Source organism: Shewanella mytili (assembly GCF_046765975.1).
In the GTDB taxonomy this organism is placed as follows: domain Bacteria; phylum Pseudomonadota; class Gammaproteobacteria; order Enterobacterales; family Shewanellaceae; genus Shewanella; species Shewanella mytili.
Window position 1 is genome coordinate 1 of the sequence record NZ_JBKOUD010000010.1, and the last position, 25,883, is coordinate 25,883.

The following is a 25,883-nucleotide window of genomic DNA, read 5'->3' on the forward strand; positions in this document are numbered from 1 at the left end:
CCATGGCAGCGTGCAAATTGACGGCACCGACATCCTCTACACCCCGGTGGCGGACTATCATGGTGAGGACAGCTTTGTCATCACCTTGACCGATGGCAACGGTTTTAGTGTGGACAAAACCGTGAGCGTCAGTGTCAGCAGCATCAACGATGCCCCCGTGGCAACCGATGATAATGATTTTGCCTTTAGCGCCAATGATCAGGGCCGTTATGTTCTGGATGTGCTGGCCAATGACACCGACATTGATCAGGATGTGTTGCACTTGTTGTGGGTGACCACGGATGTGGGACAAGCCAGCATTGACGGCGCCAGCATCGTGCTGGAAACCGCCTCAATCGGTAAGGTCAACCTCAAGTACGGCATCGCCGATCCCCACGGCGCCAGCGCCATGGGACACGCCAAAGTGCAGATCACCTCAGATAATGCGTTGGCGCCTACCATTGTGGCGCCATCGCCCGTGGAAGTGGATGCCACCGCCTTGTTTACCAAAGTGGATTTGGGCGTGGCCGTGGCAGAAGACAGTCAGGGCCGGCCGTTGCCGGTATCCCTAGTGGATGGTGACACCTTCTTTGCGCCCGGGCGCCATACGGTGTACTGGCACACCCAGGATGAAAATGGCCTGGAAGCCCGCGCCAGTCAGGAAGTGATTGTGCATCCGCTGATCTCCATCAGCAAGGATGACACCACCATTGAAGGCACCACCCATACGGTGAAAGTCTTCCTGAACGGTGAAGCCCCCAGTTACCCGCTGACCATTCCGTATACCGTCAGTGGCAGCAGTGATGGTGACGATCACTCCCTGACCGATGGCGAAGTGGTGATCAATGAGGGCACGGAGGGCAGCCTGAGCTTCACCCTGCAGGCCGATGATCAGATTGAAGGCACCGAAACCTTGCAGATCACGCTGGACAAACAGCTGAACCTCGGGAGTAAATCCCGATATACCCTGACGGTGTACGAAGACAACGTGGCACCGGAAGTGAGTGTGTCGGTTGCCCAGCAAGGCGAGTTGCGGCCACTGATCGTCAACAACGAGCAACTGGTGACACTGACGGCAACGGTGAGCGATCCCGATGCCAATGATGACCACCAGTATCACTGGATTAACGACAATCCCCAGTTGGCCAACATCAGCCAGCAGGAGGCACAGTTTGTCTTTTCGCCGCAGGGATTAACCCCAGGCAACTATCAGCTGCAACTGGCGGTGAGCGACAGCCAAGGCGCAAGCGTCACCACCGACGTGTACTTCGAGGTGGTGGCCGAGTTAACCGTACTGGGAGATGAAGACAGCGACGGCGATTTGATCCCGGACAATCAGGAAGGCCTTGGCGACAGTGATAACGACGGCATTCTGGACTATCAGGATGCCATTGATGAATGCAACGTCATTCAGGAGCAAGCCCTGGAGTCGCAGCGTTATCTGGTTGAGGGCGAGCCCGGCGTCTGCCTGCGCAAAGGGGTGACGTTAGCCAATAACGCCACCGGCGGTGCCCAGTTGCTGCACCATGAGTTAACGGCGGACGCTGGCGCCACCAACATCGGCGGGATCTTCGACTTTGTCGCCTATGGCTTGCCCACTGTCGGGCAGACCTATCAGGTGGTCTTCCCCCAACGGCTGCCCATTCCTGCCGGTGCGGTATACCGTAAATACCGTGGACAGGCGGGCTGGAGTGACTTCCAGCAGGATGCCAACAACCTGGTGTCCTCCACCGCAGGGGAAGGCGGCTACTGTCCACCACCGGGGGATGCCGCCTGGCGTCCCGGCCTGACCGAAGGCCACTGGTGCGTACAGCTCACCATTGAAGATGGCGGGCCCAACGATGATGACGGCATGGCCAACGGCCGTATTGTGGATCCGGGCGGTGTGGCCACCGTGTCGGCCAATACCCTGCCGGCAGCCGTCAATGATGAAGTCTATGTAACCGTGGCCGGCAGCTTGCAAATTGACGTACTGGCCAACGACCATGACGACGATAACGACCGGCTGACACTGGTCAGTGCCAGCGCCCACTTTGGTCAGGTCTCCATGGAAAACGGCATGCTCACCTATCAGGCGGCCGATAAATTCCAGGGCGTAGATACCATTCACTACAGCGTTACCGACAATAACGGCGGTACGGCCCATGCCCAGGTGACCGTGCATGTGACCCCGTCGGCCGGTGGCAATGTCAACAACCGGGCAGGAGGGAGTATGGACGGGCTACTGGTGTTATGTTTGGGACTGTGGGGCGCACTGCGCCGTTACGGTGGCAAACTGGCGGCCATGGTGCTGGCGTTGCTTAGCTTTAACAGCCAGGCCCACTGGTATCTGCAGGCGGATGCAGGTTTCAGCCAGGCTCATGGCCAATTGTCAGTGGCAGAAGCGCAGCGCCTGCAAAGCGATAACCAGGACCGCGCTTGGGCCCTGGGGCTGGGCTACCAGCTATCTTCGGACTGGGCCGCCACCGCACGCTATCTGGATTTGGGTGAAGGCCATGCAAGCCTGCGGCCCGATCCCCACATGGCGCCGGACGAGTACCATGCCCAAGTCGCCAAAGTCACCCCGGTATTGGCCAATGGGGTGGCGCTGGATATGGCTTACAACCTGTCTCAAAGTGAACGTTATGCGCTACAGACACGGGTGGGGGCCTTTCGCTGGCGAGCAGACTTTGACAGTGAATATCAAGGGCAGCACCTGCGCAGCAGTGAACATGGCCTGGCGCCCTACTTGGGGGTGAGTGCGGATTACCGCCTCAACCGCCAATGGCAAGTCGGCGCCCGGGTGGATCACTATTTCATCGAGCAAAATGATGTGACCATGTGGTCATTGCAGCTTAGCTGGCACTTTGATTAATCCGTAACCGCTTAGCAACAACCTCAAAGCCGGGAGCCATGCCTCCCGGCTTTTTCGTGGCAGACAAGCTTCAGCGTTAGCCCTTTCCTAAACTTTTCCCAGTTGCCCATCATGCATTGGGCCTCACGGCGCCTATTGCCAGAAAAATGCGGCACTACCCGACTAAAGTCCCCCTGTATTCGCCCGCTTAGCCAATTGCATTGGCCGCCGCATTATGTTGAGATCTGCGTCACATATCATACAAACCTTAATTAGCGCTTGATAGGTGATGTAACAGCCAATGCAAGCTGGTTAATGTTTTGGCAGGAACACCCATGCTGCATACATTTTTGCTCATTCTGGCCGTGCTGGCACTGCTCAGCATCATTTTTGAAGAAGTCACCCACATCAACAAAGCCAAAACCACGCTGTTTCTTGGTTGCATCTCCTGGATAGCCTTATTCATGGCAGCCGGGGACAGTGGCCACCAGCAACTGATGCAGCAGCGTTTGTCTGAAAACCTGCTGGAAATTGCCACCCTATGGCTGTTTTTGATGTCCACCATGACCTTTGTGGCCTACCTCAACGCCAAAGGCATGATCCAGATAATCGTGAGCAAACTGTTTCCCCACCAGCTCAGTGTGCGGGTATTGATGATCCTGGTGGCGCTGTTCTCGCTCTGCCTGTCTGCCATCTGTGACAACGTGACCGCCACGCTGGTATCACTTGGCTTGTTAACCACCTTCCAGCTGGACAGCCATTTGAAGCGGCGCATGGCGGTGCTGATAATCTTTGCGGTGAATTCCGGCGGCGTATCGCTAATTACCGGGGATGTCACCACCTTGATGATCTTTCTGGACGGCCATGTGCACATGGCTGATCTGCTGCTGTTAATACTGCCAGCCTCTTTAGCCGTGATCCTGCTGGCAATCCTGTTTTCATTCAATGCCAAAGGCACGGTCACCGCCCAGGCAGTACCACAGGATTATGAAACGGTGGACTTGCTGATTGCCCTTATTTTCATCAGCACCATTATGTTGACCATGGCGCTGAATATCCTGTTCGGGATCCCGCCGGTACTCACCTTCCTGACCGGACTGTCAGTGATGTTCCTGGTGGGTAAAACCGTGCATACCGATAAAGAAGAGATCCGCATTTTGGAATACATCAGGCAGGTGGAATACGATACCTTGCTATTTTTCCTGGGTATTTTGCTGCTGGTTGGCATGCTCAAAGAGATTGGCGTTCTGGACGAACTAGCGCAGGTTTATGCCGCGCATAATCCAGACATAGCCAATTTTGTCACCGGAATGGCGTCAGCATTGCTGGATAACGTGCCGCTGACGGCCGCCTTGTTAAAGGCCGATCCACAGCTGCAGCTCTCTGGCTGGCTGGGGCTGACGTATGCCGTGGGGGTGGGTGGTTCATTGCTGGTGATTGGCTCTGCCGCCGGCATCATTGCCATGAGCAAGGTAAAGGAACTGACATTTGTGGCCTACCTGAAATACGTTCCCGCGCTGTTATTGTCTTACTGCTGCGGCTATGGGCTCACGTTAATGCTGGGGCACTACCTGAACCCGTAACCTATGGTGGGCTTCCCTTCCCGAAAGGCACCATGACGCCTTTCGGGAAAGTGCTAACAGCAAGGCCAGGCTAAATGGCTGGCACTTTAAAGTGGGTGCCCTGAATATCCAGTATCACATCCCGGGGACGGATCTCGATAATCTGCAACCTGCCCTTGATTTTATCCCCTTCGCGCAACTCCTGACCATCCACATTCAGCCAGCGCTTGGCCGGATTGGTGGCATACATATGGGCCATGATATTGAATTCCGGCACCTGCAATTGCAGGCTCGCTGGCAAATTGCCGTAAGAGGGATATTGTGGCTGCGCAGCAGTAACAGGTGCAGCGGTGTTATCAAGGGCATTGCGCCGCTCCACTTCACTCAGTGCGGCCTGGAATTTTGCAATTAACGCCTGCTGCTCATCCGCTGCAACAGGCTGGGGCGCTGGGGTACTTTCACTGGGGACCTCATGTTTAGCGGCAGTTTGCTGTTGCAGGCTTTGCAGCACTTCCAGCCCCCGCTGGTTGGGCTTGGCGCCCAAAATAATCGGGGCGTTACCATCATTAAGCTCTTGGTTTGATACCGTCTTCTGGCCATCTGCCGGCACCGCTTGATGTTGCCCTGTTGCCGCAACGGGTGTGGATGGCAGCACCGCTTGGGATGATGCCAATAACGCTGATGATGGCTCAGCGGTTCTTACCGGTAACGGCTGCGCGATGGGCAATGCTGCCCGGCCTGCCACCCGCACATCGGCTTTGGGTGTCACAATAACGGACGCCTCTGCCGTGGCAGGCTTATTCCCCGCCGAAGGATTTGACGGTGGAGGAGATACCGTCACCCGCTGGGCGCTTGCCCCCCCGGGAGCGGACGCCTGCCAATACCACCAGGCAGAGACGACGCCCAGCAATAATACGCCAAGCCCGCCCAACAGGCGCAGCCAGGGCCATGGAGCCGATACGGGGGATGGCATTCGCGGCGCCAGTACCGGGTCAAGATTATCATCCAGCTGTTGCTGTTTGGCGCGGGTAACCGCATCTAGCAAAATCGACATTAACGATTTCCCCCGCGCTGCAGCAATGGTCCGGCCGAATGCTGGTAAATCCCCAACAGGGTAAGGGTCGCCACTGAAGCGTGGTCTTCCACCGGTAGGCCATGCTGTTGCTGAAAGTGCTTAAGCGCTTGCGCCAGTGTTGTATCAAAGTAACTCATCACCCGGGGCTGGCGCTGCTCAACACCGGCCAGGGCGTTTTCCAGCCATTGCACTTTTTCCAGGCTGGAAGCGGTGGTAACCGGATGCTGCACCCAAGTTGTGGGCTGCCACAAAAGCTCGAACATGCCGCTAAAATGCTGCTCAAACCAGTCCTGAGTCACCCAGAATTGCTGCTCTCCAAGTTGCAGCAGCAACTGCCCGTCCGCTTGGGCCACCAGCGCCCCGTAAAATGCCTGTCCGGCATCATCGTTCATGTACACCACTGCCGGATAATTTAAAGCCAAAAGCGCCGTTAAACTGCCCTGCTGCTGGTAACAGGCCAGCCCCAGTTGGGTGGCTGACTGACAAGCAGATACCCCTGCATAAGGGGCTTTTTGCCACAAGTCGAACAACGCGGCAAACGCGGTATCAATCACCCGGCTGTGTGCCATGGAATTGTGCAATACCTGTGTTGTCAGGGCGGTGGCCTTATCTGCTGCCACGGTAGCCTCAGGCTGGGCAGTCGTCATGTCAGGCGCGGCAGTTGTTTTTTCTGATGCCTGCAGCAAGTGGCCAGGCAGGTTATGATTAAGCCACAAATAGCCACCAGCCAATGCCAAGGCACAAATCAGCGTTATTCCGGCAGGGATCCACCAGCGACGCGGTGCCGGTAAATCGCCCAGCACTTCTGCCGCTGCGGCATGCACCATTTTGCGATCAATGGGGGTTTTTGACTGCCCATAACCGGCCATCAAGGCGCGTTCACATAACAGGTTGATAATGCGGGGTATGCCACCACTGAAGCGATGCAACGCGCGAATGGCTCCTTTGTTAAACAAAGGCTCCTGGCGCCCGGCCACCTGTAACCTGTGCTGTACATACAAGCCCACTTCCTGTTCGGTTAACGGCAACAGGTGATAACGGGCGGTAATGCGCTGGGCCAACTGCCGCAGTTCCTGACGCCTGAGCAGTTGCTGTAATTCCGGCTGACCAATCAGGATCACCTGCAACAATTTTTTGGTGTCGGTTTCCAGATTTGTCAGCAAGCGCAGCTGCTCCAGCACTTCCGGCCGCAAATGCTGCGCCTCGTCAATAATCATCACGGTATTACGGCCAGCCTGATGATTGTTAAGCAAAAAACCACTGATAAGATCGGTAAGCTGTTTCAGCGTGGGAGCATCGCCATAATGGATCCCCAGCTCATCACACAAGGTTGCCAGCAATTCAGCTTCTGTCAGGGACGGATTCAGAATGAACGCCGTATCGGTATTTTCAGGAAGTTGCCTTAACAAACAACGGGATACTGTTGTTTTTCCCGTACCCACTTCGCCAGTCAGCAGTACAAAACCGCCGGTTTCACCCAAGCCGTATTTCAGATGGGCCAACGCTTCTCTGTGCCGCTCACTCAAAAACAGGTAGGTGGGGTTGGGGGCAATGGAAAACGGGTTATCACTCAGTCCGTAAAACGCCTTGTACATGGGCTAGGCAATCCTTGATTGAAAGAGACATCCCAGTTTAAGACAAGGCAGATGTTTGTCAAAACCACTTGGGCGTAATTGTGCGAAGAGGCAGATACTCCCGCCTGTGTTATTCTCTTGTCATCGTGTTAACAAAGGATGAATGGCAAGTGCAAATATTTCTGGTGGGCGGCGCCGTACGAGACAAGTTACTGGGACGAAAAATGAAAGACCGCGATTATGTGGTCGTGGGCGCAACCGAGCAACAAATGCTGGCACAGGGCTACCGCCAGGTGGGCAAGGATTTTCCGGTATTTTTGCACCCCAAAACCCAGGAAGAATACGCATTAGCCCGCACGGAGCGCAAAACCGGACGGGGTTATGGCGGTTTTAGCTGTTATGCCAGCCCGGATGTCACGCTGGAGCAAGACCTGTTGCGACGCGATCTCACCATTAATGCCATTGCCATGGATGAGAACGGCAATTTACACGACCCCTTTCATGGCCAGCGCGACATCAACCAACGCATCTTGCGCCACGTATCACCAGCCTTTGTGGAAGACCCATTGCGGGTGTTACGGGTGGCCCGCTTTGCCGCGCGCTTTAGCAACTTCAGCATCGCCCCGGAAACCATGGAAGAAATGCAACAGATTGCGGCCAGTGGCGAATTGGCCGACTTAACCCCTGAGCGGGTATGGCAAGAGCTGCATAGCGCCCTCACAGAAGATCATCCTGAAATTTTTTTCCATGTACTGCGGCAAGCCAATGCACTGGGCATCATCTGGCCGGAGCTCGATGCCTTGTGGGGCATTCCCAATCCAGCAAGCCATCACCCGGAGATCTGCTCCGGGGAACACACCATGCTGGTATTGCAACAAGCAGCACAGCTATCTTCTAAAACCACCATCAGATTTGCAGCACTTTGCCATGATCTTGGCAAAGGCATCACACCCCCAAATGAACTCCCTAGCCACAAACAGCACGAAATTAAAGGGCTTCCACTGGTTGAAACATCCTGCAACCGCTTGAAAGTGCCCAACGACCACAAACAGCTGGCCCTCAAGGTGTGCCAGTTTCATCTGCACAGCCATCGTGCCCTCGAATTGAAACCCACCACGGTATTGGCCCTGTTCAATCAGCTGGACTTATGGCGCAAACCCCAGGAGTTTGAAGATTTTCTCATTACCTGCGAAGCCGACTTCAAAGGGCGCCTTGGTCATGAGCACATACACTATCCCCAGGCCGACTTTTTGCGTCTTGCCGCAAACGCCTGCCAGCAGGTTAATGCAAAACCCTTTATTGAACAGGGACTTCAGGGCAAAGCCATCAAAGATGCCATGGACAGGGAAAAAGTGAGAGTGATTAAACAGGTAAAAACTTGTGCGCAGCCTCACCCGCAATAAATCACCTTGTGCAGTGATCCATCCCATCAAATGATGATGTGGCAATGCATGGGTCCAACCTGCCAGACAAGCGCATCTGGCAGAGTGGGACACCTGCCAAGAGGGAAATATGGATAATGTGTTTTATGTCCAATATTCTCACTGGCGCTAGCCAATCACGTGCACCGGACATTCAACGCAGCCTTTCCATCCGGATTAAGCCACAGATAACATCCCGCCAAACGCATTAAAGACGCATGGGAACCATTCAAGAACATGCTTAACAATGCCACGCTAAATAAGCCTGATGACCATGATATTGTTACATTTCTGTCACTGTTTTCCCTTGAGTTGTATGCTTATTATGTGAATTTGGATGCAAATTCACATAGAAACCCATATTTTCACATTGAAACTTGCATTTCTGATCATATCGGATAAGGTAAAAAGAGTTTTCCTTAATATTCATAGCAAATTACATTGACTATGAGATAATAAACCCGACTCGGCTGCCAAGCAGCCGAATGATTAAAAAACCAAACCTTCAAAAGGGATTTCTTCATGAACAAAAAAGTACTGATGATTGCTGGCGTAGCAATGACTGCTCTGTTAGGTGGCTGTGCAAACACCACTGCCCTGGAAGAAAGCGTAGCTAATCTGGGTAACAAAGTTGACCAGCTGTCTGCAGAAGTAAGCTCTCTGAAAGCTGACCAGAACAAACTGGCCGCTGACGTTAAAGACACCAAAGCTGCTGCCATGGACGCTCAGGCTGAAGCCAAACGCGCTAACGACCGTCTGGACAACATGGCTACTCGCTATAAAAAGTAATCATGATGGTCTCTGGTACCAGCGAAATCGGCAACATGTTAATGTTGCCGATTTTTTTTGCCCTTGCCCTCGGACTAGGTCCCAGGTCGAGCATTTGGTGCACACCGGCCATTCATGCGCCGGGGCTAATCCCCGTTCCACAAATACCGGCTGATTTTAATTAGCCAAGCTCCCGTCCCATGCCACTAAATGCCGTTTTGCACGGCCATGGCACCTCAGTGAAGCCAGATGAAAACGCACAATCCCACACCCAGCAGCAAACGATAGATGACAAACGGTGTCATCCCCATTTTACTGATGATTTTCAAAAAGTAATGAATGCACAGATAAGCCGCCACAAAAGAGACCACAGTGCCCACAACCAATGCACGCATATCCAGCGGATCCGGGCTTTCAGCCAAATCCTTACCCACCAGAATCGCCGCGCCCAGGCTCACTGGCACTGACATCAAAAAGGAGAAGCGGGCTGCGGCTTCTCGGGTAAGCCCCAGCATTAATCCCGCGGTCATGGTGATGCCAGAACGTGACGTACCCGGAATGAGCGCCACCGCCTGAGCCAACCCTATCATCAGCGCCTTGCGCCAGCCTGACTGATATTCGGTCAGTGATAAACGGGCATGTTTGTCAGCCCACCATAACAACAGCCCAAACGCGATGGTGGTAAAAGCAATTACCCCGGCGCTGCGAAAATGGGTTTCAATAACATCTTTTGCCAGAAAACCGAAACACACTGCGGGGATGGTGGCCAGAATAATCCACCAGGCCAGACGGCTTTCGCTGTTGGATTCACGGCTGACAATACTGCCCAGCCACGCGGTTGCCATGCGGTATAACTCATGACGAAAATAGATCACCACTGCCAGTAACGAGCCGGTATTGACCGCCACATCAAAAGATAACCCCTGATCCTGCCAACCAAGCAACTGAGACGGTAAAATGAGATGCGCCGAGCTCGAAATCGGCAAAAACTCCGTCAGCCCCTGAATAAGCGCCAGAATGATAACTTCAATAATATCCATATAACCTCTTGCAGTTTAAGCCGGCTGGCCAAAGTCTATCGTTACCGGCCAGAGCTTCTGGCGCGATTTGTCATATTGTGCCCACAACTGGGCGTAGGACTGCCCCGTTACCGGATGGGTGAGCGCGGGGGCCAACTCAGCCAATGGCCACAATACAAACGCATTCATCAATATGTCGGTGCGGGGCAACACGGCAGGGGTTTGGCAGATCAGACGGTCGTACAGCAGCAGATCCAGATCCAGTGTCCTTGAGGCGAATTTTTTGGCATCAGGCTCGCGCCCGTGGCGTAACTCTATGGCTTTGCAACAACGGACTATCTCTGCCACCGGTAACGCCGTGTGCAGCCCTACCACCATGTTGAGAAAGTTATCCCCGTCAAAGCCCACCGCTTCACTTTCATACACCGATGAGCACTGCAGTTCGCCAAAAATTGCCTGCAACTCCAGCAAACCGGCTTGTAAGTAATGGGCGGGGTTGATGTTGCTTCCCAAGCTGATAAATATTTGAGTCATGGTGGTGTGCACTTACCTGCTGCGCTCGATTTCCACGCCTACGGCCTGAGCAGTGGCCACAGCACCGGGCTTCATTACCCGGACTTTCACCCATTGCACCCCGAACTCCTGCAACACACAGGCGGCGCAGCGCTCGGCCACGGTTTCAATCAGCTCGATGGGGGCGGCGGTGATCAGTTGGGTCAGCCGTTTACTGACGCTTTCGTAACACAGCGCTTTACCATAGTCATCATACTCAGCGGCCGCGCGGTTATCCCAAGCCATTTCCAAATCGAGCAACAACCGTTGATGCTGTTGTTTTTCCCAATCATAGATGCCGATAACCGTGTCTATCTGCAGCCCGTGTATCAGGACCTTATCCATAATTTTCCTTGATGGTACTGGAGGTCAGATAAGCTGTATGGCCCAAAGCCAGTATAATCCGCCCTTTCCTCCGATATTAGCGGCAAGCGCTTCCTCACTGAAGTAACTTTCAGTAGGATAAGACGCTGATGGAGACGCCCGAGCCAGATGCCGGGATGCTCTGCAACAGTTTGTTGGGCCGCCGGGAATTGTGAGCGCGATAATACCTTAAGACGAGTAAGGAAACCAATTTGAATACCGTAGTGCTGATTGTTGTCATGATAGCTGTAGCCTACCTGCTCGGCTCCATCTCCAGCGCCATTTTGGTATGCCGTCTGAAAGGCTTGCCCGATCCTCGCAGCAAGGGCTCGAAAAACCCCGGCGCCACCAACGTACTGCGCATTGGCGGGGTGGGTGCCGCCGCGCTGGTGTTTTTTTTCGATATGCTAAAAGGCGCGCTGCCTGCCTATGGTGCCTATGTGCTGGGTATTCACGGGATCTGGCTGGGGGTGATTGCCACCAGCGCCTGTCTGGGTCACATGTTTCCGCTGTTTTTTGATTTCAAGGGCGGCAAGGGCGTGGCCACGGCACTGGGCGCCATGGCCCCCATCAGTTATATGGCGGTAAGCCTGATGGGCACCTGGCTGGTGGTGGTGTTCATCACCCGCTATTCGTCTCTGGCAGCCATTGTCACCTGCCTGCTGGCACCGGTATATACGCTGTGGTTTGACGACAGGTTCACCCTGCCGGTCACCATGTTGTCGGCGTTGATTATCTGGCGCCACAAAGACAACATTCGCCGTCTGTTCAACGGCGAAGAGTCCAAAATATTCCGCAGTAAAAAACGCTAGCCCCTGGGCATCACTACACTGCGGGCAAAGCGTCCAGCGGCCAGCGCGGCTGGGCTTTTATCGCCAAATCTTCGGTGTATCCGGCCTTCAGGCGCTGCAGCCCCGCATAGGCAATCATCGCGCCGTTATCGGTACAAAATTCGCCACGGGGGTAAAATACCCGGCCGCCGCGCTGCCCCATCAACTCGGCAAGCGACGCCCGCAAACGTTGATTGGCACTGACACCACCGGCAATCACCAACTGCCGGTAACCGGTCTGCTCCAGTGCCCGGCGGCATTTAATCACCATGGTGTCCACTACCGCCTCTTCAAACGCCCGGGCAATATTGGCACGGGTCTGCTCGTCATCCGCTTCCGCGGCAATGGTATTGGCGGCAAAGGTTTTCAAACCGGAAAAACTGAAATCCAGACCGGGTCGGTCCGTCATGGGACGGGGAAATTTATAACACGCCGGTTCGCCCTGAGCGGCAAGGCGGGACAACCGGGGGCCGCCGGGATAATCCAGCCCCATCAGCTTGGCGGTTTTGTCAAACGCTTCACCGGCGGCATCATCAATGGACTCACCCAGCACCTGATAACGGCCAATGCCCTGCACATCCACCAGCATGGAATGACCACCTGACACCAGCAATGCCACAAACGGAAACTGCGGCGCTTCCGCTTCCAGCATGGGGGCCAGCAAATGCCCTTCCATGTGATGCACCCCTACCGCGGGTTTGTTCCAGGCAAATGCCAGTGAGCGCCCCACACAAGCCCCCACCAGCAAGGCACCGATGAGCCCCGGGCCTTTGGTGTAGGCAATCCCGTCCAGCGCTTCAATGCTCGTATCGGCCTTGGCCAACGCCTCGCGGATCAGCGGCACTATCTTGCGCACATGATCCCGCGACGCCAGCTCCGGCACCACGCCGCCATAATCGGCGTGCAGTTTTACCTGGCTGTAAAGCGCATGGGAAAGCAAACCCAACTTATCGTCATAAATGGCAATACCTGTCTCATCACAGGAACTTTCAATACCTAATACCCGCATGGTACTTATTACTGTCCAACAACCCTCATAATGGGCGCCAATTCTACTGTGATTGCACGGGAATATCCAACCGCTTCGGTAGAAACAAACCACACAAGCCCTTTACAAACCGTGGCCAATCGGTTTAAAATTTCGCACCATTTTTAATCCACCTTGAGTCATTTCGATGGCTCGATACAATTACCACCTAAGGGGTGATGGCGTATGCCAATTATTAAAGTACGTGAAAATGAACCATTCGACGTTGCTCTGCGTCGTTTCAAGCGCTCTTGTGAAAAAGCTGGGATTCTGGCTGACGTACGTGCTCGTGAGTTTTATGAAAAACCCACCACTGCACGTAAACGTGCCAAAGCTGCTGCGGTAAAACGTCTGGCTAAAAAGCTTTCTCGCGAAAACGCTCGTCGCGTACGTTTGTACTAAGTTCCTGTTATGAGCCTAACAGAACAGCTTAAAGCGCAAATGAAACAAGCCATGATAGCCAAAGAAAAGGCGCGTCTTGGCACGATTCGAATGGCGCTTGCTGCAATCAAACAGGTTGAAGTGGACACCCGCGAAACCCTGACCGATGAGCAGGTAATAGCTGTGCTGACCAAGATGGTAAAACAGCGGCGTGATGCAATCGAGCAGTATCAAGCCGCCGGACGTCCTGAGTTAGCCGCTGCAGAAGATGCAGAAATTCTGGTATTGAAAGAATTCCTGCCGCAACCTTTGAGCGATGATGAACTTCATCAAATCATTGAAGCTGCGATTAAAGCCACGGGTGCGTCGTCCATAGCGGATATGGGCAAAGTAATGGGCTTAGTCAAAAACCAGGTATTGGGCCGGGCCAATATGGGCGCTGTTAGCGCACAGATAAAAGCCAAGCTACAGTAATCTGGTCGTTGTTTTGCAAACAAGCCGTGCACCAGCGCGGCTTGTTTGTTTACATCGGTCTACAGGCAAAGACTGGTCAGATAATAGATGGCAATACCTAGAGATTTTATCAACGAGCTGATTGCTCGCACCGATATCGTCGATCTCATCGACCGCAAAGTGCCGCTGAAAAAAGCCGGCAAAAACTATGCGGCCTGTTGCCCGTTTCATAGTGAAAAGTCTCCTTCATTTACCGTCAGCCGGGAAAAACAGTTCTATCACTGCTTTGGTTGTGGCGCCCACGGCAACGCCATTGACTTTGTCATGGAATATGAACGGCTGGAGTTTCTCGATGCCATTGCCGAGCTGGCCGGGCAATTGGGGCTTGAAGTGCCAAGAGAATCCGGCCGCCGCCCGGATGAAGGCATCAGCCGGGATTTATACCAGCTGATGGAAGATGCTGGCCGCTACTTTCAAAAGCAGCTGCGCAGCCATCCGCAAAAACAGCAAGTACAGGATTACCTGCAACAACGGGGTCTGTCGGCCGAAGTGGTGGAACGCTTTGGCATAGGTTACGCCCCCGATGGCTGGGATAACCTCATGGGGCAATATGCCCAGCAACCCCAGCTACAAGAAAAATTGCTCACCGCAGGCATGCTCATCAACAATGAGCAAGGCCGCCGTTATGACCGCTTTCGTCACCGTTTGATGTTTCCCATCCGTGACAGACGGGGCCGGGTGATAGCCTTTGGTGGCCGGGTGCTTGGCGATGGCACGCCAAAGTACTTGAATTCACCGGAGACGCCCATATTTCATAAAGGCAGTGAGCTGTACGGCCTTTACGAACTGAGACAGCAACACCGGGATCCCGAACGCATTCTGATTGTGGAAGGCTATATGGACGTGGTGGCACTGGCACAGTTCGGGGTGGACTACGCCGTGGCTTCGCTGGGCACCTCCACCACCGCAGAGCAGTTCCAGTTATTGCTGCGCAGTGCCAAAGACGTGGTGTGCTGTTACGACGGTGACAATGCCGGCCGCGAAGCCGCTTGGCGCGCACTGGAAACCGCCCTGCCCATGCTGAAACCCGGCGATAACGTGCGCTTCATGTTTTTGCCCCAGGGCGAAGACCCGGACTCCATGGTGCGCCAAACCGGTAAAGACGCCTTTGAATCGCTGATAGGGCAAGCGCAGCCACTGGAAGTGTTTTTGTTTGACACACTGACAGCACGTAACGGCAGCGATAAAGCCGCACTGGCCAAACAGGCCATCGCCCTGATTGAGGGCATACAAGACAGCGTACTGCAGAACATATTGCTGGAAAATCTCACTTACCGGTTGCGCATGGGCAACGTGGAAGAGATGAAGCGCCGCTTGGGATTTCAACCCAAAACGGTCGTGCAAACACAGCAACAACAAACATTAAAAGGCAGGGGGACACCACTGAGACTGGCGATTGCCCTGCTGGTACAGCATCCCCGTTTAGGGGTTAATTTAATGCCGCAACCGGCATTAGCGTTTTTGAAGATGGCCGGCGTTGAATTGCTGGTGAATTTATTGGAACTCACGCAAAAACAGACGTTAAACAGCGCACAACTACTTGAATATTTTAGAGATACGGAAGAATACCCGATCTTAAGCAAATTAGCCCAATGGGAACATCAAGTGGCGGATGAAAACGTCCAGCAAGAGTTCAAAACTGCCCTGGTGTGGCTGAACAATCAATATATTGAACAGCGCTACCAGGAATTGAGCCTCAAGCAACACCTGACAAGGGAAGAAAAGTTACAGCTCAAAAAGCTGATTGCGGCCATGAAACGACCGTAAAAAAAGAGTGTTTTCCTCACACAGGTGGTGCAACAGGCTGGCACAGCATTGTGCAGATAGTTATAATTGATGGTTTGCACGGCAACCCGCATTTGCCGATGCTTATCGTTGTAACAGTTACCAAATTGGATGATATCTATGGATCATACTCCGCAGTCGCAACTTAAACTGTTGCTCGCAAAAGGTAAAGAGCAAGGTTATTTAACCTATGCAGAAGTGAACGATCACTTACCTGCCGACATGGTCGATTCAGACCAGATCGAAGATATTATCCAGATGATAAATGACATGGGCATTCGGGTGTTTGAAGAAGCGCCGGACGCCGATGACATTATGATGTCAGAAGACAATACCGATGACGATGCAGCAGAAGAAGCCGCAGCCGCATTGGCCTCCGTGGAAAATGAACTGGGCCGCACTACCGATCCCGTACGCATGTACATGCGTGAAATGGGCACCGTGGAGCTGCTCACCCGTGAGGGTGAAATCCAGATCGCCAAACGTATTGAAGAAGGGATTAACGAAGTACAGGGTTCAGTGGCCGAATACCCCCAGGCCATTTCCATGATCCTCGAACAATACGACCAGTTTGAAGCGGATCAACTGCGTCTGTCTGACATTATCTCTGGATTTGTAAATCCTGATGAAGACACCATGGGCCCCGCTGCCACTCACATCGGTTCCGAACTGTCAGACAACGATCTGGAAGATGAAGACGATCTGGACGACGATGACGATGATGATGACGACGATGACGATGATGACAGCGCCAAAGGTCCAGACCCGGAAGAAGCCCGCGAACGCTTCACCCAGCTGCGTACCGCCTATGAAAACTCGCTGAAAATCATCGAAGAAAAAGGCCGCAACCATCCGCTGGCCATTGGTGCCCTGTTTGAAATCGGCGAAATTTTCAAAGAGTTCCGCCTGGTACCGAAACAGTTCGATCGCCTGGTCAAAAGCATGCGCTCCATGATGGACAAAGTGCGTGTGCAAGAACGGCTGATCATGAAGCTGTGTGTGGAACAGGCCAAAATGCCCAAGAAAAACTTCATCAAGTTATTCGGTGGCAACGAAACGGACATCACCTGGTTCCAGAACGAAATTGCCGCTGGCAAGTCCTATTCCGACGTACTGAAAAGCATGGAAGAAGACGTCATTCGCTGCCATCAAAAACTGGCGGCCGTTGAAGCGGAAACCGGTCTGTCCATCAGCGCCATCAAAGACATCAGCCGCCGCATGAGCATTGGTGAAGCCAAAGCCCGTCGAGCCAAGAAAGAGATGGTAGAGGCCAACCTGCGTTTGGTAATTTCCATTGCGAAAAAATACACCAACCGCGGCTTGCAGTTCCTCGACCTTATCCAGGAAGGCAACATCGGCCTGATGAAAGCCGTGGACAAATTTGAATACCGTCGTGGTTACAAGTTCTCCACTTACGCCACTTGGTGGATCCGGCAGGCCATTACCCGCTCCATTGCCGACCAGGCACGCACCATCCGTATTCCGGTACACATGATTGAGACCATCAACAAGCTCAACCGTATCTCCCGCCAGATGCTGCAGGAGATGGGGCGTGAACCGTCACCGGAAGAGCTGGCCGAGCGCATGATGATGCCGGAAGACAAAATCCGCAAAGTGCTGAAAATCGCCAAAGAGCCCATCTCCATGGAAACCCCTATCGGTGATGATGAAGATTCGCATCTGGGGGATTTTATTGAAGACACCACCTTGGAATTGCCACTGGACAGCGCTACCAGCGAAAGTCTGAAACAGGCAACCCACGAAGTGCTGGCCGGCCTTACCGCCCGCGAAGCCAAAGTGCTGCGCATGCGTTTTGGTATCGACATGAACACCGACCATACACTGGAAGAAGTGGGCAAACAATTTGACGTAACCCGTGAACGTATCCGTCAGATTGAAGCCAAGGCACTGCGCAAGTTGCGCCACCCAAGCCGCTCGGAAATCCTTAAATCCTTCCTGGATGAATAATCCGGAAAGATCCGAAAAAAACCCGCTTCACGCGGGTTTTTTATTATCGGTACAGCTGTCACTGGGTAACAGATAACCAATTGAAAGCACAGCAGTTCAATAACACCCAAAACACGGGTGACAAGCCGAAGTAAAGTTCGTATACTCTCACACGCTTGATAGGTGCACTATCAGCCCGGCCCCTTAGCTCAGTTGGTTAGAGCACACGACTCATAATCGTTAGGTCCACGGTTCAAGTCCGTGAGGGGCCACCATCAAATTCCTCAAAAGAGCCTGTTTTTACAGGCTTTTTTGTTTTGTGGCCCTCTTTATCAAAATGCCAAAAAATTAGCATTTTTTGCTGGTGCTACCTCTGTGCTACCGACGAAACTAACACAGCATTTCTTGGTTTGCACTAAATTCAGTAACCTCAATACTCACCACAAAGCAACCTCCCCTCCTCTGCATCACAGGCATAGCAATTCCCTTGCGCAAAATCCATAACTGCCAACAACGGCCTGAACGTACACGAAAGAGCTTATCCGTAGTGATTAACTCTTTGAGTGTTATTTCGCCAGACTGGATAGCAGACATACCACCATCTTGCATGAGCTTTTTCCACTTAAACAATAGACTCGGGGTTATACCGTTTTGCCTGGCAACCAGCGAAACCGAATAGCCCGGCTGCATAGTCATGGCAACGAACTTTGCTTTTTCTTGCGGAGTATAACGACGGCGACGTTGTTCGCCAGTAATAATTTCAATACGTTCCATAGACACTCCTTAAAGATAGGTCTAAGCCTATCGCTTAACTAATGAGTGTCCGTTTTAATTGGGGGCTATTACAAAACAGGCCTATATTCGGTTAATACAATTCAATATTGAACTCGAGCAATATAATGTTACTTTGCTCGAGTTCAATCACTACTTACAGGCATAATTAGACAGAAACTATCCCTTCAGTTGGGCAGATTTGTTGTTAAAGACTGAAATACTCCAGTCCGGGGGTTACCTTCCAACCGTATTACGCTCAGCAGATGTTTATCAATGATGCTTGAAAATTTCTGCTCCAAATGTCGAACAAGAGAGTCACTCGCAGTGGTTAGAATTAAGTTCATATTCGACATAGACGTCGCAACAAGTCTCAAAATGTCCAGCATAGCAACCCGATTGAGGTCATCCAAATGAGCAATAGGTTCGTCCAGAAAAAAACTGCCCCCCGTATTTCTCGCTCTAGCAAGATAGAGTGATAGCGCAAGATCTTGACGCTGTCCTTGGCTGAACCGTTCCTCTGCATCCAAAGCAAACTCATGCCCATCAGCGAATACGGTCCATTTAAGTGCTTCTCCTGCTGATACACTTAAGCCTTTATAAACCTCATTTGCATGCATGCGAGAGAATAGTTCTCCTGCGGGCTCAAGAAGCGGTGCGAGACTGGAAGAAGTTAACGCCTGAACGTGGTTTGCATAGCTTTCAATAGTATTGTCTGCTGCAGTTATATATCTATTGCCTGCATCTAGCTTTTTGATTAGTTCTTCCTTTTCAATTATTAGCTTAGTTAACTGCTCTGAATTTGATTCAATACTTACTACGGCCTCACATTCAGTTAGCATTGACTTGAAAGCAACGACCTTAGCCTGATCGTTCGAAGCTTTTTTGAGCTCCGAGTTCAAACGATTGAGAGTGATAACCTCTTCGCCAGAGATTTCCTTCCAACGAGCATCGAAGCCGTTAATTGTATGAGTAATTACCTCGATGTTAGATTTTACCCTATCTATTTCACGGGAATTAGCGGTAATGCTTTCCATTGCTCCGAGGACCAAAGGGGAAAGTCTCAGTTTAGCTGTGTTGGCTAAATCAGCTTGTGATTGATAATAAGCTATGTACCTAGTGAGGTTTTCTCGCGCTGTATTTATTCTGTGTCCAACTCGTTCTACGAGGGGGCTCTCGAATAAACTCTCAACTTTTTCCAAGTTTGTAAAAATGTGCCTTAAGCCTATGGCAACATCAATACGGCTCTTAAGGTAATGAAGATTAACTTCATTTAAACCTGAGAAATCTTGAACTTTCATAATTTCAAGATATTTTGTTCGTTGCTCAATAAAAGCCAATTGATTGTCTACGGCAACCATACGAGCCATATAAGCATCATAAGCGGCTTTCTGATTATTTGCTAAAGTTAGCCGTTCTATAGCATCTGTTTCTACTTTCTGAGCTTTCGCCTGTTTCTGAGCCGCATCTCTGAGTTCTGGTGTCAGTAATGCCTCATTCTCGATCTGCTGGCGCAGCTTATTACTGGAGCCCCAATCATAATCACAAAGCGGACACAGCTGCCCCTCATGTGAGTGAGTAATTTCTTTGCCTATAGCCTTAAGCTTATCGAATACACTTGAGAGAACATTGAACTCTGATTCAGCTTTTACCCTTGCCACTTTGGCTTCTTCAGCCTGACGACTAATGTTAACAATATCAGTTGGTGGAAGAAGAATATTTGAGACCAAATCTTTCTTTTGCTGAACAAGGTCTGCCACTGTAGCTGAATTCTGAATCAAGTAGTTTACTGATTTAAGCCAAGCCGCTTGTTTGTCATCTGGCCATGAAAACTCGACGAACTGTTGTTGCAGATTATTCTTACTAACTTCTCCCGACAAGCTCAATGCCTTTATACTTTGCGATGATATAACTTGCTCCCATCGTTCAAGCGCGCTCGAGCATTCTTTTGCCCAAATCACAGAACGCGAACCTTCAGCTGCTTTCACTTCTGCCGCTGACAGCTCCGCAGACAATTCTGTATGTTTTTGACTTTGAATTTCGTTTCTTTGTGAAAGGTCAGTAAGCCTTTGTAGCAGATTGTTTAGCTGATTTTTTTCCGAATTATATTGTTCCCATTGTTCTAATAGAAGTCGGAGGATTTCAAGAGAATGCTGTACTCTTTGATCAAAAATACTGACCTGCAGCTGGGCTAACCTAAAATCTTCTTCAAGATTCCTAGTCGCCACTACAGGGAATGCCTCAAGTATTTTGGATAGATGAATCGAGGCTTGTTCTTTACAAGGTGTACTTTCCGCTAATTTATTCTCAATATCTAAGATTTCAGTTTGAAGACGATTAACTCTATCTTGGAGGCCTTTTGTGCTAGGTAATTGATTACGATAGTCACGTAAATCTCGCAACGTACTTGTTATATGCCCCAGCCCAAGGATATCCGCAAATATCTGTTGCCGCTCTTCAGCCTTATTATTATCAATTAACAAAGATAGAGAGTTAGAATATAACCAACGACTATTTCTAAGCCAGCCACGCTTAGCTTTGCTAATAGCTTGGGAGCTTTTTCCTGATACCGTCGTAGGAGTAAGTAAATTTAGTAAGTCGGAATCTTTAATCCTCCTCTTTTTTCCTCCTTTGAGAGAAATCCATATTGATGTCTTGTTACGAGTAAGTTCATGCAAACCTCCGCCGATCAAGCAAGTCGCTGACACGGAGGTATCTCCCATCCCCCATTGGCAAGAAAAATCTGACGTGTTAGCCAGATCTTCTACTTTCCCAGTGAGCAACCACTCTAATGCATAACAAACAGTACTTTTCCCTGTGCCATTGGCAGCATGTATAACAGTTAATGGAGCATCTAGAGGAATGATTAATTCATCAGGTATACCGCGAAAATTTCGGATCGTAACCGAAAGAAACTTAATTGATTGATTATTCATTTAGATTCCATTCTTGCCCATGTATCCTTGCGAGTTGGGTACTACCTTGCTTGGACAACGACTCTAAAAGTTCGGAAGACTCTATACAGTCGGGAATAAATTCAGTAAGTTGTGCTTCAGACGGTGAATTTACAAGCCCTAACGGAGTTATACGCTGATATCGCTCCCACCCGTTTTCCCCATGAAAAACCACATGCTTTCTGACAAATCTTGTGTCTTTTTCGATTTGTATGATGAAACGTCTGAAGCTATCATCAAATTTTGTCATTGCTAAAACAAGATAGCCATCAATTACGGAACTATTTTGCTCTCTTTGTAAAAGGGCTGCGTCAAGATACGTTTCAGAACGTTTAGCAAGCTTCAAAGCCTCGGCAGGTGTATCAGATGATATATCGACTACAAGGATAGATGCGAAGTCGCTATAGCAGTAAAGAAGCTGGTTTTCGAGCGCTGCCTCTGGCCAGTTTTCATCATTCGACAACTGCAACTTACCGCCATTTGGCTCTCTAAAACCCGCGGCTTCAGCTCGTTCACGAAGAATGTTGATCAAATTACTTACCATCTAGTTTCTTCCTACGCTCTAATATATCATTCATAAATTGTTCAACTGAGGGAGCTTCGACATTATCGTAGTTCGATTCAATTTCGCCTAGATCAAAGATATATACATTACTAGGTTCTTCTGCTTCTGTGATTGCGTCTTTTAGAGGGGGAGGGCTAGTAAAGTCATGGCGTCCATGACTCGGTTTTTTATCATTTACACGTCCCTTAGCATCTGCAAACACAATTAAACAAGGATTAGAGGATGGTTTTCTCGCCCATCTAAATAGATCTGCTTCCATTTGCCTCACTGGATATCGATGGTTAGTCCAAGCCAAGACATTAAACTCACCGGATGTTGGATCCTTGTACTCAATATGAGCATTTCGTCCAGAATCGACGACCCAATTAGTGCTTTTGTGAGATTTGATATAACTCAGAGCTTGAACAGCTTGCATAACATCCTCACCGAAGGCTGACATATCATCCAACGAAAATGACTGATTTTGCATCACTCCATACTTCGTCCGATAGGTAAACCCCTTCAAATCAGCAAGACTTTCGTTTTGAACCAATAGATCCAAGTCATCCAATTCTTTCTTCACGGATGCAAGGTAGCCCTTTATCGGCGGATGCCGATCAAATAGCTCATGAAATTCAAGGGATTCTGGTGAAAGTTCATTTTTAACTTCATTCCCAATCAAGCGATAGCCGTGGATGAACTCAAGGGCTAGTTCGGTTGTCCATTTTAGGGTCAGCGTTAGCGCGCCGTTGCAACTTCGTCGTATTACTCTACTAGGAGGTTGGACTGTTGGAGGAGTCGCACGAGTCTCGTTGTTGGTATCGATAGCTGGGAATATACCTGTAGCACTGTAAAGGTCGAATTTACAGTCATGCAGTCGTCCGCTGTTTGCGATAGTAATGGCGATAGGAGATTGACAACGTTGACCATGATAATCAGGAATTGATGCTAACACTTTATCTATATTATCAATATGTTGAGAAGCTAAAACTAGGTTACGCCGCGCGGCTCTATCTTCAGTTTGACTAGCCATTATTCGCCTCAGTAGCGATTTTGAGTTACCAATGGAATTGGTAAAGTCATTCCCTAAAGTTGGCCATAAAATTACATCCTCGAATGCTAACCTTAACATCATATTCGCATGATCGTATTTTTGATCTCCAGTCTCATTCTCGACCAGGATATAACAGTCATGAGTTTCATGTTCTGGATTCTTCACCCAGCACCAACCAGCCTTGTAAAGACGAGCAGAAGCAGGTTTCCATTTTGGTTCTAGCCAAGACATATCATCAGACTCTGTCCATTCTAGGAGGGTAGAACCAAATACGTCACCACAACCGACACTGAAGATCAGTGGGTATGGGTAACACTCAACTAGCTTATTTATTTTACTCCATTGGCTAATCTCTGCCGCCTTAGCGCCTGCAGTTATAATAGCTGGACGAGAACCGAAATTAGTGTATAAAGTACCTGAGTTTGGCTCTAACATATCTCTAAGAAAAGGAAGTAACTCATTACCTTGGATTAGCCCAATGTTAAAAATATTGCTGCTGCTTAACGTAAGCTCTATATACTCAGTACGCATATCTGAGGCAACTTTTGTGTCGTTATCAGACAGCGTAGCCCCACGGGAACTCAAAAATTTCTTTAACTCATCAACGACTTTCGCCGTATCTGATTCAAGCCTAAAATAACTTGATTTTATACTAGGATAGTCTGCGATCATCCGAGACAAGCTATCTTTCTTGAGTAGTTCAGTATGAAGATTAGCGATTCGTTCCCAGACAATGTCGCATAATTGTTTCCCGTTTAGATCTTTAAGAGCGGCGTGCTTCTTTAATTTCTGGGATGCGTTGCGCGCTACTAACGCTTTTGTTTCGAATTCAGCCCTTAAGTCATTAAATCGTTTTTGATCTTTACCTGTCATGAACTCGAATAAATCTCTCGTCGCCCCGTCAGAAACCGCTACATAATATCTAAACTCATTACCAGGAGCGGGTGCTATCTGTGGCATGATCTTGGCGTACATGAAGAATTTGCATATTTCTTGTATGATTTGAGGACGCCCTACATTACCTTTGTAGCGCTTACACTGAATTACGCCAACAGGAAGCGAATCTTGAAGAAGGATGACATCTCGGCCTTGATCTGCGCCGTCGTTCAAACGACAAGCTTTGTCAAACCAATCCTCTTTTCCACCATCTGCACGAGCAGTAAACAGGTCTGCCAGCATTAACTCAAAGTGATCATCCCCCATTCTTTCAAAAGGAAGCTGCCCACAGTCAAAAGCAAACACATCTGGAGTTTTCGGGTTGCTGTTACGCAATGCATCATCTTCTTCTTTGCTCGAGAGTAAGCAATCAATTGTAGACAAAATCATTTTCCTAATTATTGAATAGTACTTATAACAGATAAGACAAACTCGCACATACTGAAAGAATGCTTTGTAACACTACATTCATATTCCCTATCGTGTTTTTTAGGTAAATAGTGTAATTATTATATATCACAATCAGTTTTATACAATAATTAATCTGCCACAAAATATTTTTTATTTTATATATGATTTGTCATTCGGATTGGTAAGGACTGAATTGATTTCGGTAGATAATGGTATGGCATGTATCTTTTACTATTTACTATTTACCATTTACTATTTACTATTTACCATTTACTATTTACTATTTACTATTTACTATTTACTATTTACTATTTACTATTTAGACTATTTTATAGGATACTTTATTCGGTTGTCATCAATAATAAAAAGCTGAATAAGCAGAGTTAAAAGGATAAATTTTGAATAAATTAATGATACTATTAGTTGATACTTTGGGTCAGAGTATCGGAAGTGATGAGAAGCTAAAAGTTCACCTTGAAGGAAGTCTTCATTTAGCATTTTAAATTTTTATATTAAATAATAAAAATCAAATCCTTCTACAAAGGCGATGCAAAGATAAATATCACTCAGGAGGGTTATGGTCAAACACCTGTTGCAGTCACCCTAATATTAATGAACATATTAAAAATACTGCTAACCGTAGGTTAAAAGAAGAGATGGGAATATCTTGTGGACTCCGTAGAATTTTTACATTACAATATAATTTAAAATGTGACAACAATCTTATTGAAAATGAGCTAACTCATGTATTGTATGGTTTTTTTATGAGTTTCCATGTATAAACCCTTTAGAAGTTGAAGATTATAAGTGGGTCGAACTGAAATCATTAAAAGAAGATCTGGTTTTAAATTCTCAAAGCTATACTCCATGGTTTAGTCTTTTGTTTGATAAATTCTTACAGTTTAATTTTTGTAATAAAAGTTAATATTTAATTATAGAGAATAAAAATGGCTATACTTAAAAAAATCATCCCTCCTGTTTTATTTATATTTTTAATTTCATGCAGTAGCATGCCAATAAGTACTATGTTTAAACTATATAGCATAAATCCGCTCAGCATTGATGCTGAACAGATTGCTGTTGCGGTCGTTTCACCACAATACATAGGGGTTAAAGATGGGGATGTTGTTTTAACTATAAAGTTTAAGTCTGACAATCCCAATATGAATTTCAATGATCGCTATTATGTGAAGGTTAGTTCAAATCCTATTTACTCTGAAGAACTCTCACACATATCAAAAAGTGATAACCATATTGTTTTTTTGAAGTTATCTCCAGATGATGTTAAAAATTTAAATTCAAAATTAAAAAAAGTCAGAGAGTATCGTGCTAATAGCTCAGAAGGAGCTGGTAGTATGAATCTTGAAATTTTATCTGCTTGTTCTATTGGACAAAATAATAATTACATTAATGAATCTATTGATGTATATTTGAAAACATCGATTAAAGATGATTTTTTTATATTTCTAGATAACATTAAAACAGATAACTTAAGAGATGCAAATAATTGTAATTAAAATAAACCATTGTCTTAATTAATATGTGCTTAGCACTGAGGAATCCCCTGATGATTTAGATAAAAAT

General features: G+C 49.1%; 20 protein-coding genes, 1 tRNA gene and 1 pseudogene. 12 read left to right on the plus strand and 10 right to left on the minus strand.

From position 1 onward, the window contains the following. Positions 1-2,833 (plus strand): Ig-like domain-containing protein (locus tag ACIDEJ_RS10620; protein WP_411988052.1); only part of this gene is annotated, 2,833 nt, incomplete at its 5' end. A gap of 314 nt (positions 2,834-3,147) precedes the next feature. Then, positions 3,148-4,395 (plus strand): sodium:proton antiporter NhaD, encoded by a 1,248-nt coding sequence (gene nhaD / locus ACIDEJ_RS10625; protein ID WP_411988053.1) that lies wholly within the window; start codon positions 3,148-3,150, stop codon positions 4,393-4,395. 70 nt (positions 4,396-4,465) lie between these two features. On the opposite strand, the gene ACIDEJ_RS10630 is transcribed toward nhaD, so the two are convergent. Both ACIDEJ_RS10630 and ACIDEJ_RS10635 read right to left on the minus strand, forming a co-directional pair. Then, positions 4,466-5,428 carry a general secretion pathway protein GspB gene (locus ACIDEJ_RS10630; RefSeq protein ID WP_411988054.1) on the minus strand — a complete coding sequence of 321 codons (963 nt, stop codon included), beginning with the start codon at positions 5,426-5,428 and terminating at the stop codon, positions 4,466-4,468. Next, on the minus strand, positions 5,428-7,044 hold the full coding sequence (locus ACIDEJ_RS10635) for an ExeA family protein (protein ID WP_411988055.1): 1,617 nt from the start codon (positions 7,042-7,044) through the stop codon (positions 5,428-5,430). Before ACIDEJ_RS10635 ends, ACIDEJ_RS10630 begins: the two co-directional genes overlap by 1 nt. A gap of 149 nt (positions 7,045-7,193) precedes the next feature. Between ACIDEJ_RS10635 and ACIDEJ_RS10640 the strand changes: the two genes are divergently transcribed. Both ACIDEJ_RS10640 and ACIDEJ_RS10645 read left to right on the plus strand, forming a co-directional pair. Further along, positions 7,194-8,426 carry a multifunctional CCA addition/repair protein gene (locus tag ACIDEJ_RS10640; protein WP_411988056.1) on the plus strand — a complete coding sequence of 411 codons (1,233 nt, stop codon included), beginning with the start codon at positions 7,194-7,196 and terminating at the stop codon, positions 8,424-8,426. 540 nt (positions 8,427-8,966) lie between these two features. Further along, positions 8,967-9,233: an Lpp/OprI family alanine-zipper lipoprotein gene (locus tag ACIDEJ_RS10645; RefSeq protein ID WP_411988057.1), complete on the plus strand. Its 267-nt coding sequence runs from the start codon at positions 8,967-8,969 to the stop codon at positions 9,231-9,233. 215 nt (positions 9,234-9,448) lie between these two features. Here ACIDEJ_RS10645 and ACIDEJ_RS10650 read toward each other — a convergent pair whose 3' ends face one another. Genes ACIDEJ_RS10650 through folB form a run of 3 tightly spaced genes read right to left on the minus strand, consistent with a single transcriptional unit; the run spans position 9,449 to position 11,128 of the window. Further along, positions 9,449-10,252, minus strand: a complete 804-nt coding sequence (locus tag ACIDEJ_RS10650) for an undecaprenyl-diphosphate phosphatase (protein ID WP_411988058.1) — start codon at positions 10,250-10,252, stop codon at positions 9,449-9,451. A 15-nt stretch (positions 10,253-10,267) separates the two neighbouring features. Beyond that, positions 10,268-10,765 carry a 2-amino-4-hydroxy-6-hydroxymethyldihydropteridine diphosphokinase gene (folK, locus tag ACIDEJ_RS10655; protein WP_411988059.1) on the minus strand — a complete coding sequence of 166 codons (498 nt, stop codon included), beginning with the start codon at positions 10,763-10,765 and terminating at the stop codon, positions 10,268-10,270. Positions 10,766-10,777: 12 nt separating this feature from the next. Beyond that, positions 10,778-11,128: a dihydroneopterin aldolase gene (folB, locus tag ACIDEJ_RS10660; protein ID WP_411988060.1), complete on the minus strand. Its 351-nt coding sequence runs from the start codon at positions 11,126-11,128 to the stop codon at positions 10,778-10,780. Positions 11,129-11,358: 230 nt separating this feature from the next. On the opposite strand from folB, the gene plsY reads away from it, so the two are divergent. Further along, positions 11,359-11,958, plus strand: a complete 600-nt coding sequence (gene plsY, locus ACIDEJ_RS10665) for a glycerol-3-phosphate 1-O-acyltransferase PlsY (RefSeq protein WP_411988061.1) — start codon at positions 11,359-11,361, stop codon at positions 11,956-11,958. Positions 11,959-11,971: 13 nt separating this feature from the next. Here plsY and tsaD read toward each other — a convergent pair whose 3' ends face one another. Then, positions 11,972-12,985, minus strand: a complete 1,014-nt coding sequence (gene tsaD, locus ACIDEJ_RS10670) for a tRNA (adenosine(37)-N6)-threonylcarbamoyltransferase complex transferase subunit TsaD (protein ID WP_411988062.1) — start codon at positions 12,983-12,985, stop codon at positions 11,972-11,974. A gap of 204 nt (positions 12,986-13,189) precedes the next feature. Here tsaD and rpsU point away from each other — a divergent pair, with 204 nt between their 5' ends. From rpsU to ACIDEJ_RS10695, 5 genes are all read left to right on the plus strand, one after another. Continuing rightward, complete coding sequence (gene rpsU, locus ACIDEJ_RS10675) at positions 13,190-13,405, plus strand: 30S ribosomal protein S21 (RefSeq protein WP_006080725.1); 216 nt, start codon at positions 13,190-13,192, stop codon at positions 13,403-13,405. A gap of 9 nt (positions 13,406-13,414) precedes the next feature. Then, the gene (locus tag ACIDEJ_RS10680) at positions 13,415-13,858 is read left to right on the plus strand and encodes a GatB/YqeY domain-containing protein (protein WP_411988063.1); all 444 of its coding nucleotides are present in this window, start codon (positions 13,415-13,417) and stop codon (positions 13,856-13,858) included. Positions 13,859-13,945: 87 nt separating this feature from the next. Then, entirely contained in the window at positions 13,946-15,664 is a 1,719-nt protein-coding gene (gene dnaG / locus ACIDEJ_RS10685; RefSeq protein ID WP_411988064.1) for a DNA primase, read from the plus strand. A gap of 138 nt (positions 15,665-15,802) precedes the next feature. After that, positions 15,803-17,650: an RNA polymerase sigma factor RpoD gene (gene rpoD, locus ACIDEJ_RS10690; RefSeq protein WP_411988065.1), complete on the plus strand. Its 1,848-nt coding sequence runs from the start codon at positions 15,803-15,805 to the stop codon at positions 17,648-17,650. Between the two features lie 177 nt (positions 17,651-17,827). After that, positions 17,828-17,904: transfer RNA gene (locus ACIDEJ_RS10695), tRNA-Ile, on the plus strand. A 295-nt stretch (positions 17,905-18,199) separates the two neighbouring features. On the opposite strand, the pseudogene ACIDEJ_RS10700 reads toward ACIDEJ_RS10695, so the two are convergent. The 4 genes and pseudogenes from ACIDEJ_RS10700 to ACIDEJ_RS10715 all read right to left on the minus strand — a co-directional run. Further along, positions 18,200-18,403 (minus strand): annotated as a pseudogene (locus ACIDEJ_RS10700) (transposase); the annotation flags it as partial. A gap of 185 nt (positions 18,404-18,588) precedes the next feature. After that, positions 18,589-21,336, minus strand: coding sequence for an AAA family ATPase (locus ACIDEJ_RS10705; protein WP_411988066.1), 2,748 nt, complete (start codon positions 21,334-21,336; stop codon positions 18,589-18,591). Next, a complete protein-coding gene (locus tag ACIDEJ_RS10710) occupies positions 21,329-21,898 on the minus strand; it encodes a hypothetical protein (protein ID WP_411988067.1) in 570 nt (189 codons plus the stop codon). The genes ACIDEJ_RS10705 and ACIDEJ_RS10710 overlap by 8 nt, the downstream gene beginning before the upstream one ends. Further along, the gene (locus ACIDEJ_RS10715; RefSeq protein WP_411988068.1) at positions 21,888-24,272 is read right to left on the minus strand and encodes an ABC-three component system protein; all 2,385 of its coding nucleotides are present in this window, start codon (positions 24,270-24,272) and stop codon (positions 21,888-21,890) included. Before ACIDEJ_RS10715 ends, ACIDEJ_RS10710 begins: the two co-directional genes overlap by 11 nt. Before the next feature lie 536 nt (positions 24,273-24,808). On the opposite strand from ACIDEJ_RS10715, the gene ACIDEJ_RS10720 reads away from it, so the two are divergent. Together ACIDEJ_RS10720 and ACIDEJ_RS10725 are read left to right on the plus strand one after the other, a co-directional pair. Beyond that, positions 24,809-25,081, plus strand: coding sequence for an NUDIX domain-containing protein (locus tag ACIDEJ_RS10720; protein ID WP_411988170.1), 273 nt, complete (start codon positions 24,809-24,811; stop codon positions 25,079-25,081). Between the two features lie 165 nt (positions 25,082-25,246). Continuing rightward, positions 25,247-25,816, plus strand: coding sequence for a hypothetical protein (locus ACIDEJ_RS10725; RefSeq protein WP_411988069.1), 570 nt, complete (start codon positions 25,247-25,249; stop codon positions 25,814-25,816). Positions 25,817-25,883 lie beyond the last annotated feature (67 nt).

Excerpts from the sequence above, each read along its gene's own strand:
- ACIDEJ_RS10710 (WP_411988067.1), bottom strand. The coding sequence starts at position 21,898 with ATGGTAAGTAATTTGATCAACATTCTTCGTGAACGAGCTGAAGCCGCG.
- ACIDEJ_RS10725 (WP_411988069.1), top strand. The coding sequence starts at position 25,247 with ATGGCTATACTTAAAAAAATCATCCCTCCTGTTTTATTTATATTTTTA.
- tsaD (WP_411988062.1), bottom strand. The coding sequence starts at position 12,985 with ATGCGGGTATTAGGTATTGAAAGTTCCTGTGATGAGACAGGTATTGCC.
- rpoD (WP_411988065.1), top strand. The coding sequence starts at position 15,803 with ATGGATCATACTCCGCAGTCGCAACTTAAACTGTTGCTCGCAAAAGGT.
- ACIDEJ_RS10630 (WP_411988054.1), bottom strand. The coding sequence starts at position 5,428 with ATGTCGATTTTGCTAGATGCGGTTACCCGCGCCAAACAGCAACAGCTG.
- ACIDEJ_RS10705 (WP_411988066.1), bottom strand. The coding sequence starts at position 21,336 with ATGAATAATCAATCAATTAAGTTTCTTTCGGTTACGATCCGAAATTTT.
- nhaD (WP_411988053.1), top strand. The coding sequence starts at position 3,148 with ATGCTGCATACATTTTTGCTCATTCTGGCCGTGCTGGCACTGCTCAGC.
- ACIDEJ_RS10650 (WP_411988058.1), bottom strand. The coding sequence starts at position 10,252 with ATGGATATTATTGAAGTTATCATTCTGGCGCTTATTCAGGGGCTGACG.
- ACIDEJ_RS10635 (WP_411988055.1), bottom strand. The coding sequence starts at position 7,044 with ATGTACAAGGCGTTTTACGGACTGAGTGATAACCCGTTTTCCATTGCC.
- dnaG (WP_411988064.1), top strand. The coding sequence starts at position 13,946 with ATGGCAATACCTAGAGATTTTATCAACGAGCTGATTGCTCGCACCGAT.
- rpsU (WP_006080725.1), top strand. The coding sequence starts at position 13,190 with ATGCCAATTATTAAAGTACGTGAAAATGAACCATTCGACGTTGCTCTG.
- ACIDEJ_RS10680 (WP_411988063.1), top strand. The coding sequence starts at position 13,415 with ATGAGCCTAACAGAACAGCTTAAAGCGCAAATGAAACAAGCCATGATA.
- folB (WP_411988060.1), bottom strand. The coding sequence starts at position 11,128 with ATGGATAAGGTCCTGATACACGGGCTGCAGATAGACACGGTTATCGGC.
- ACIDEJ_RS10645 (WP_411988057.1), top strand. The coding sequence starts at position 8,967 with ATGAACAAAAAAGTACTGATGATTGCTGGCGTAGCAATGACTGCTCTG.
- folK (WP_411988059.1), bottom strand. The coding sequence starts at position 10,765 with ATGACTCAAATATTTATCAGCTTGGGAAGCAACATCAACCCCGCCCAT.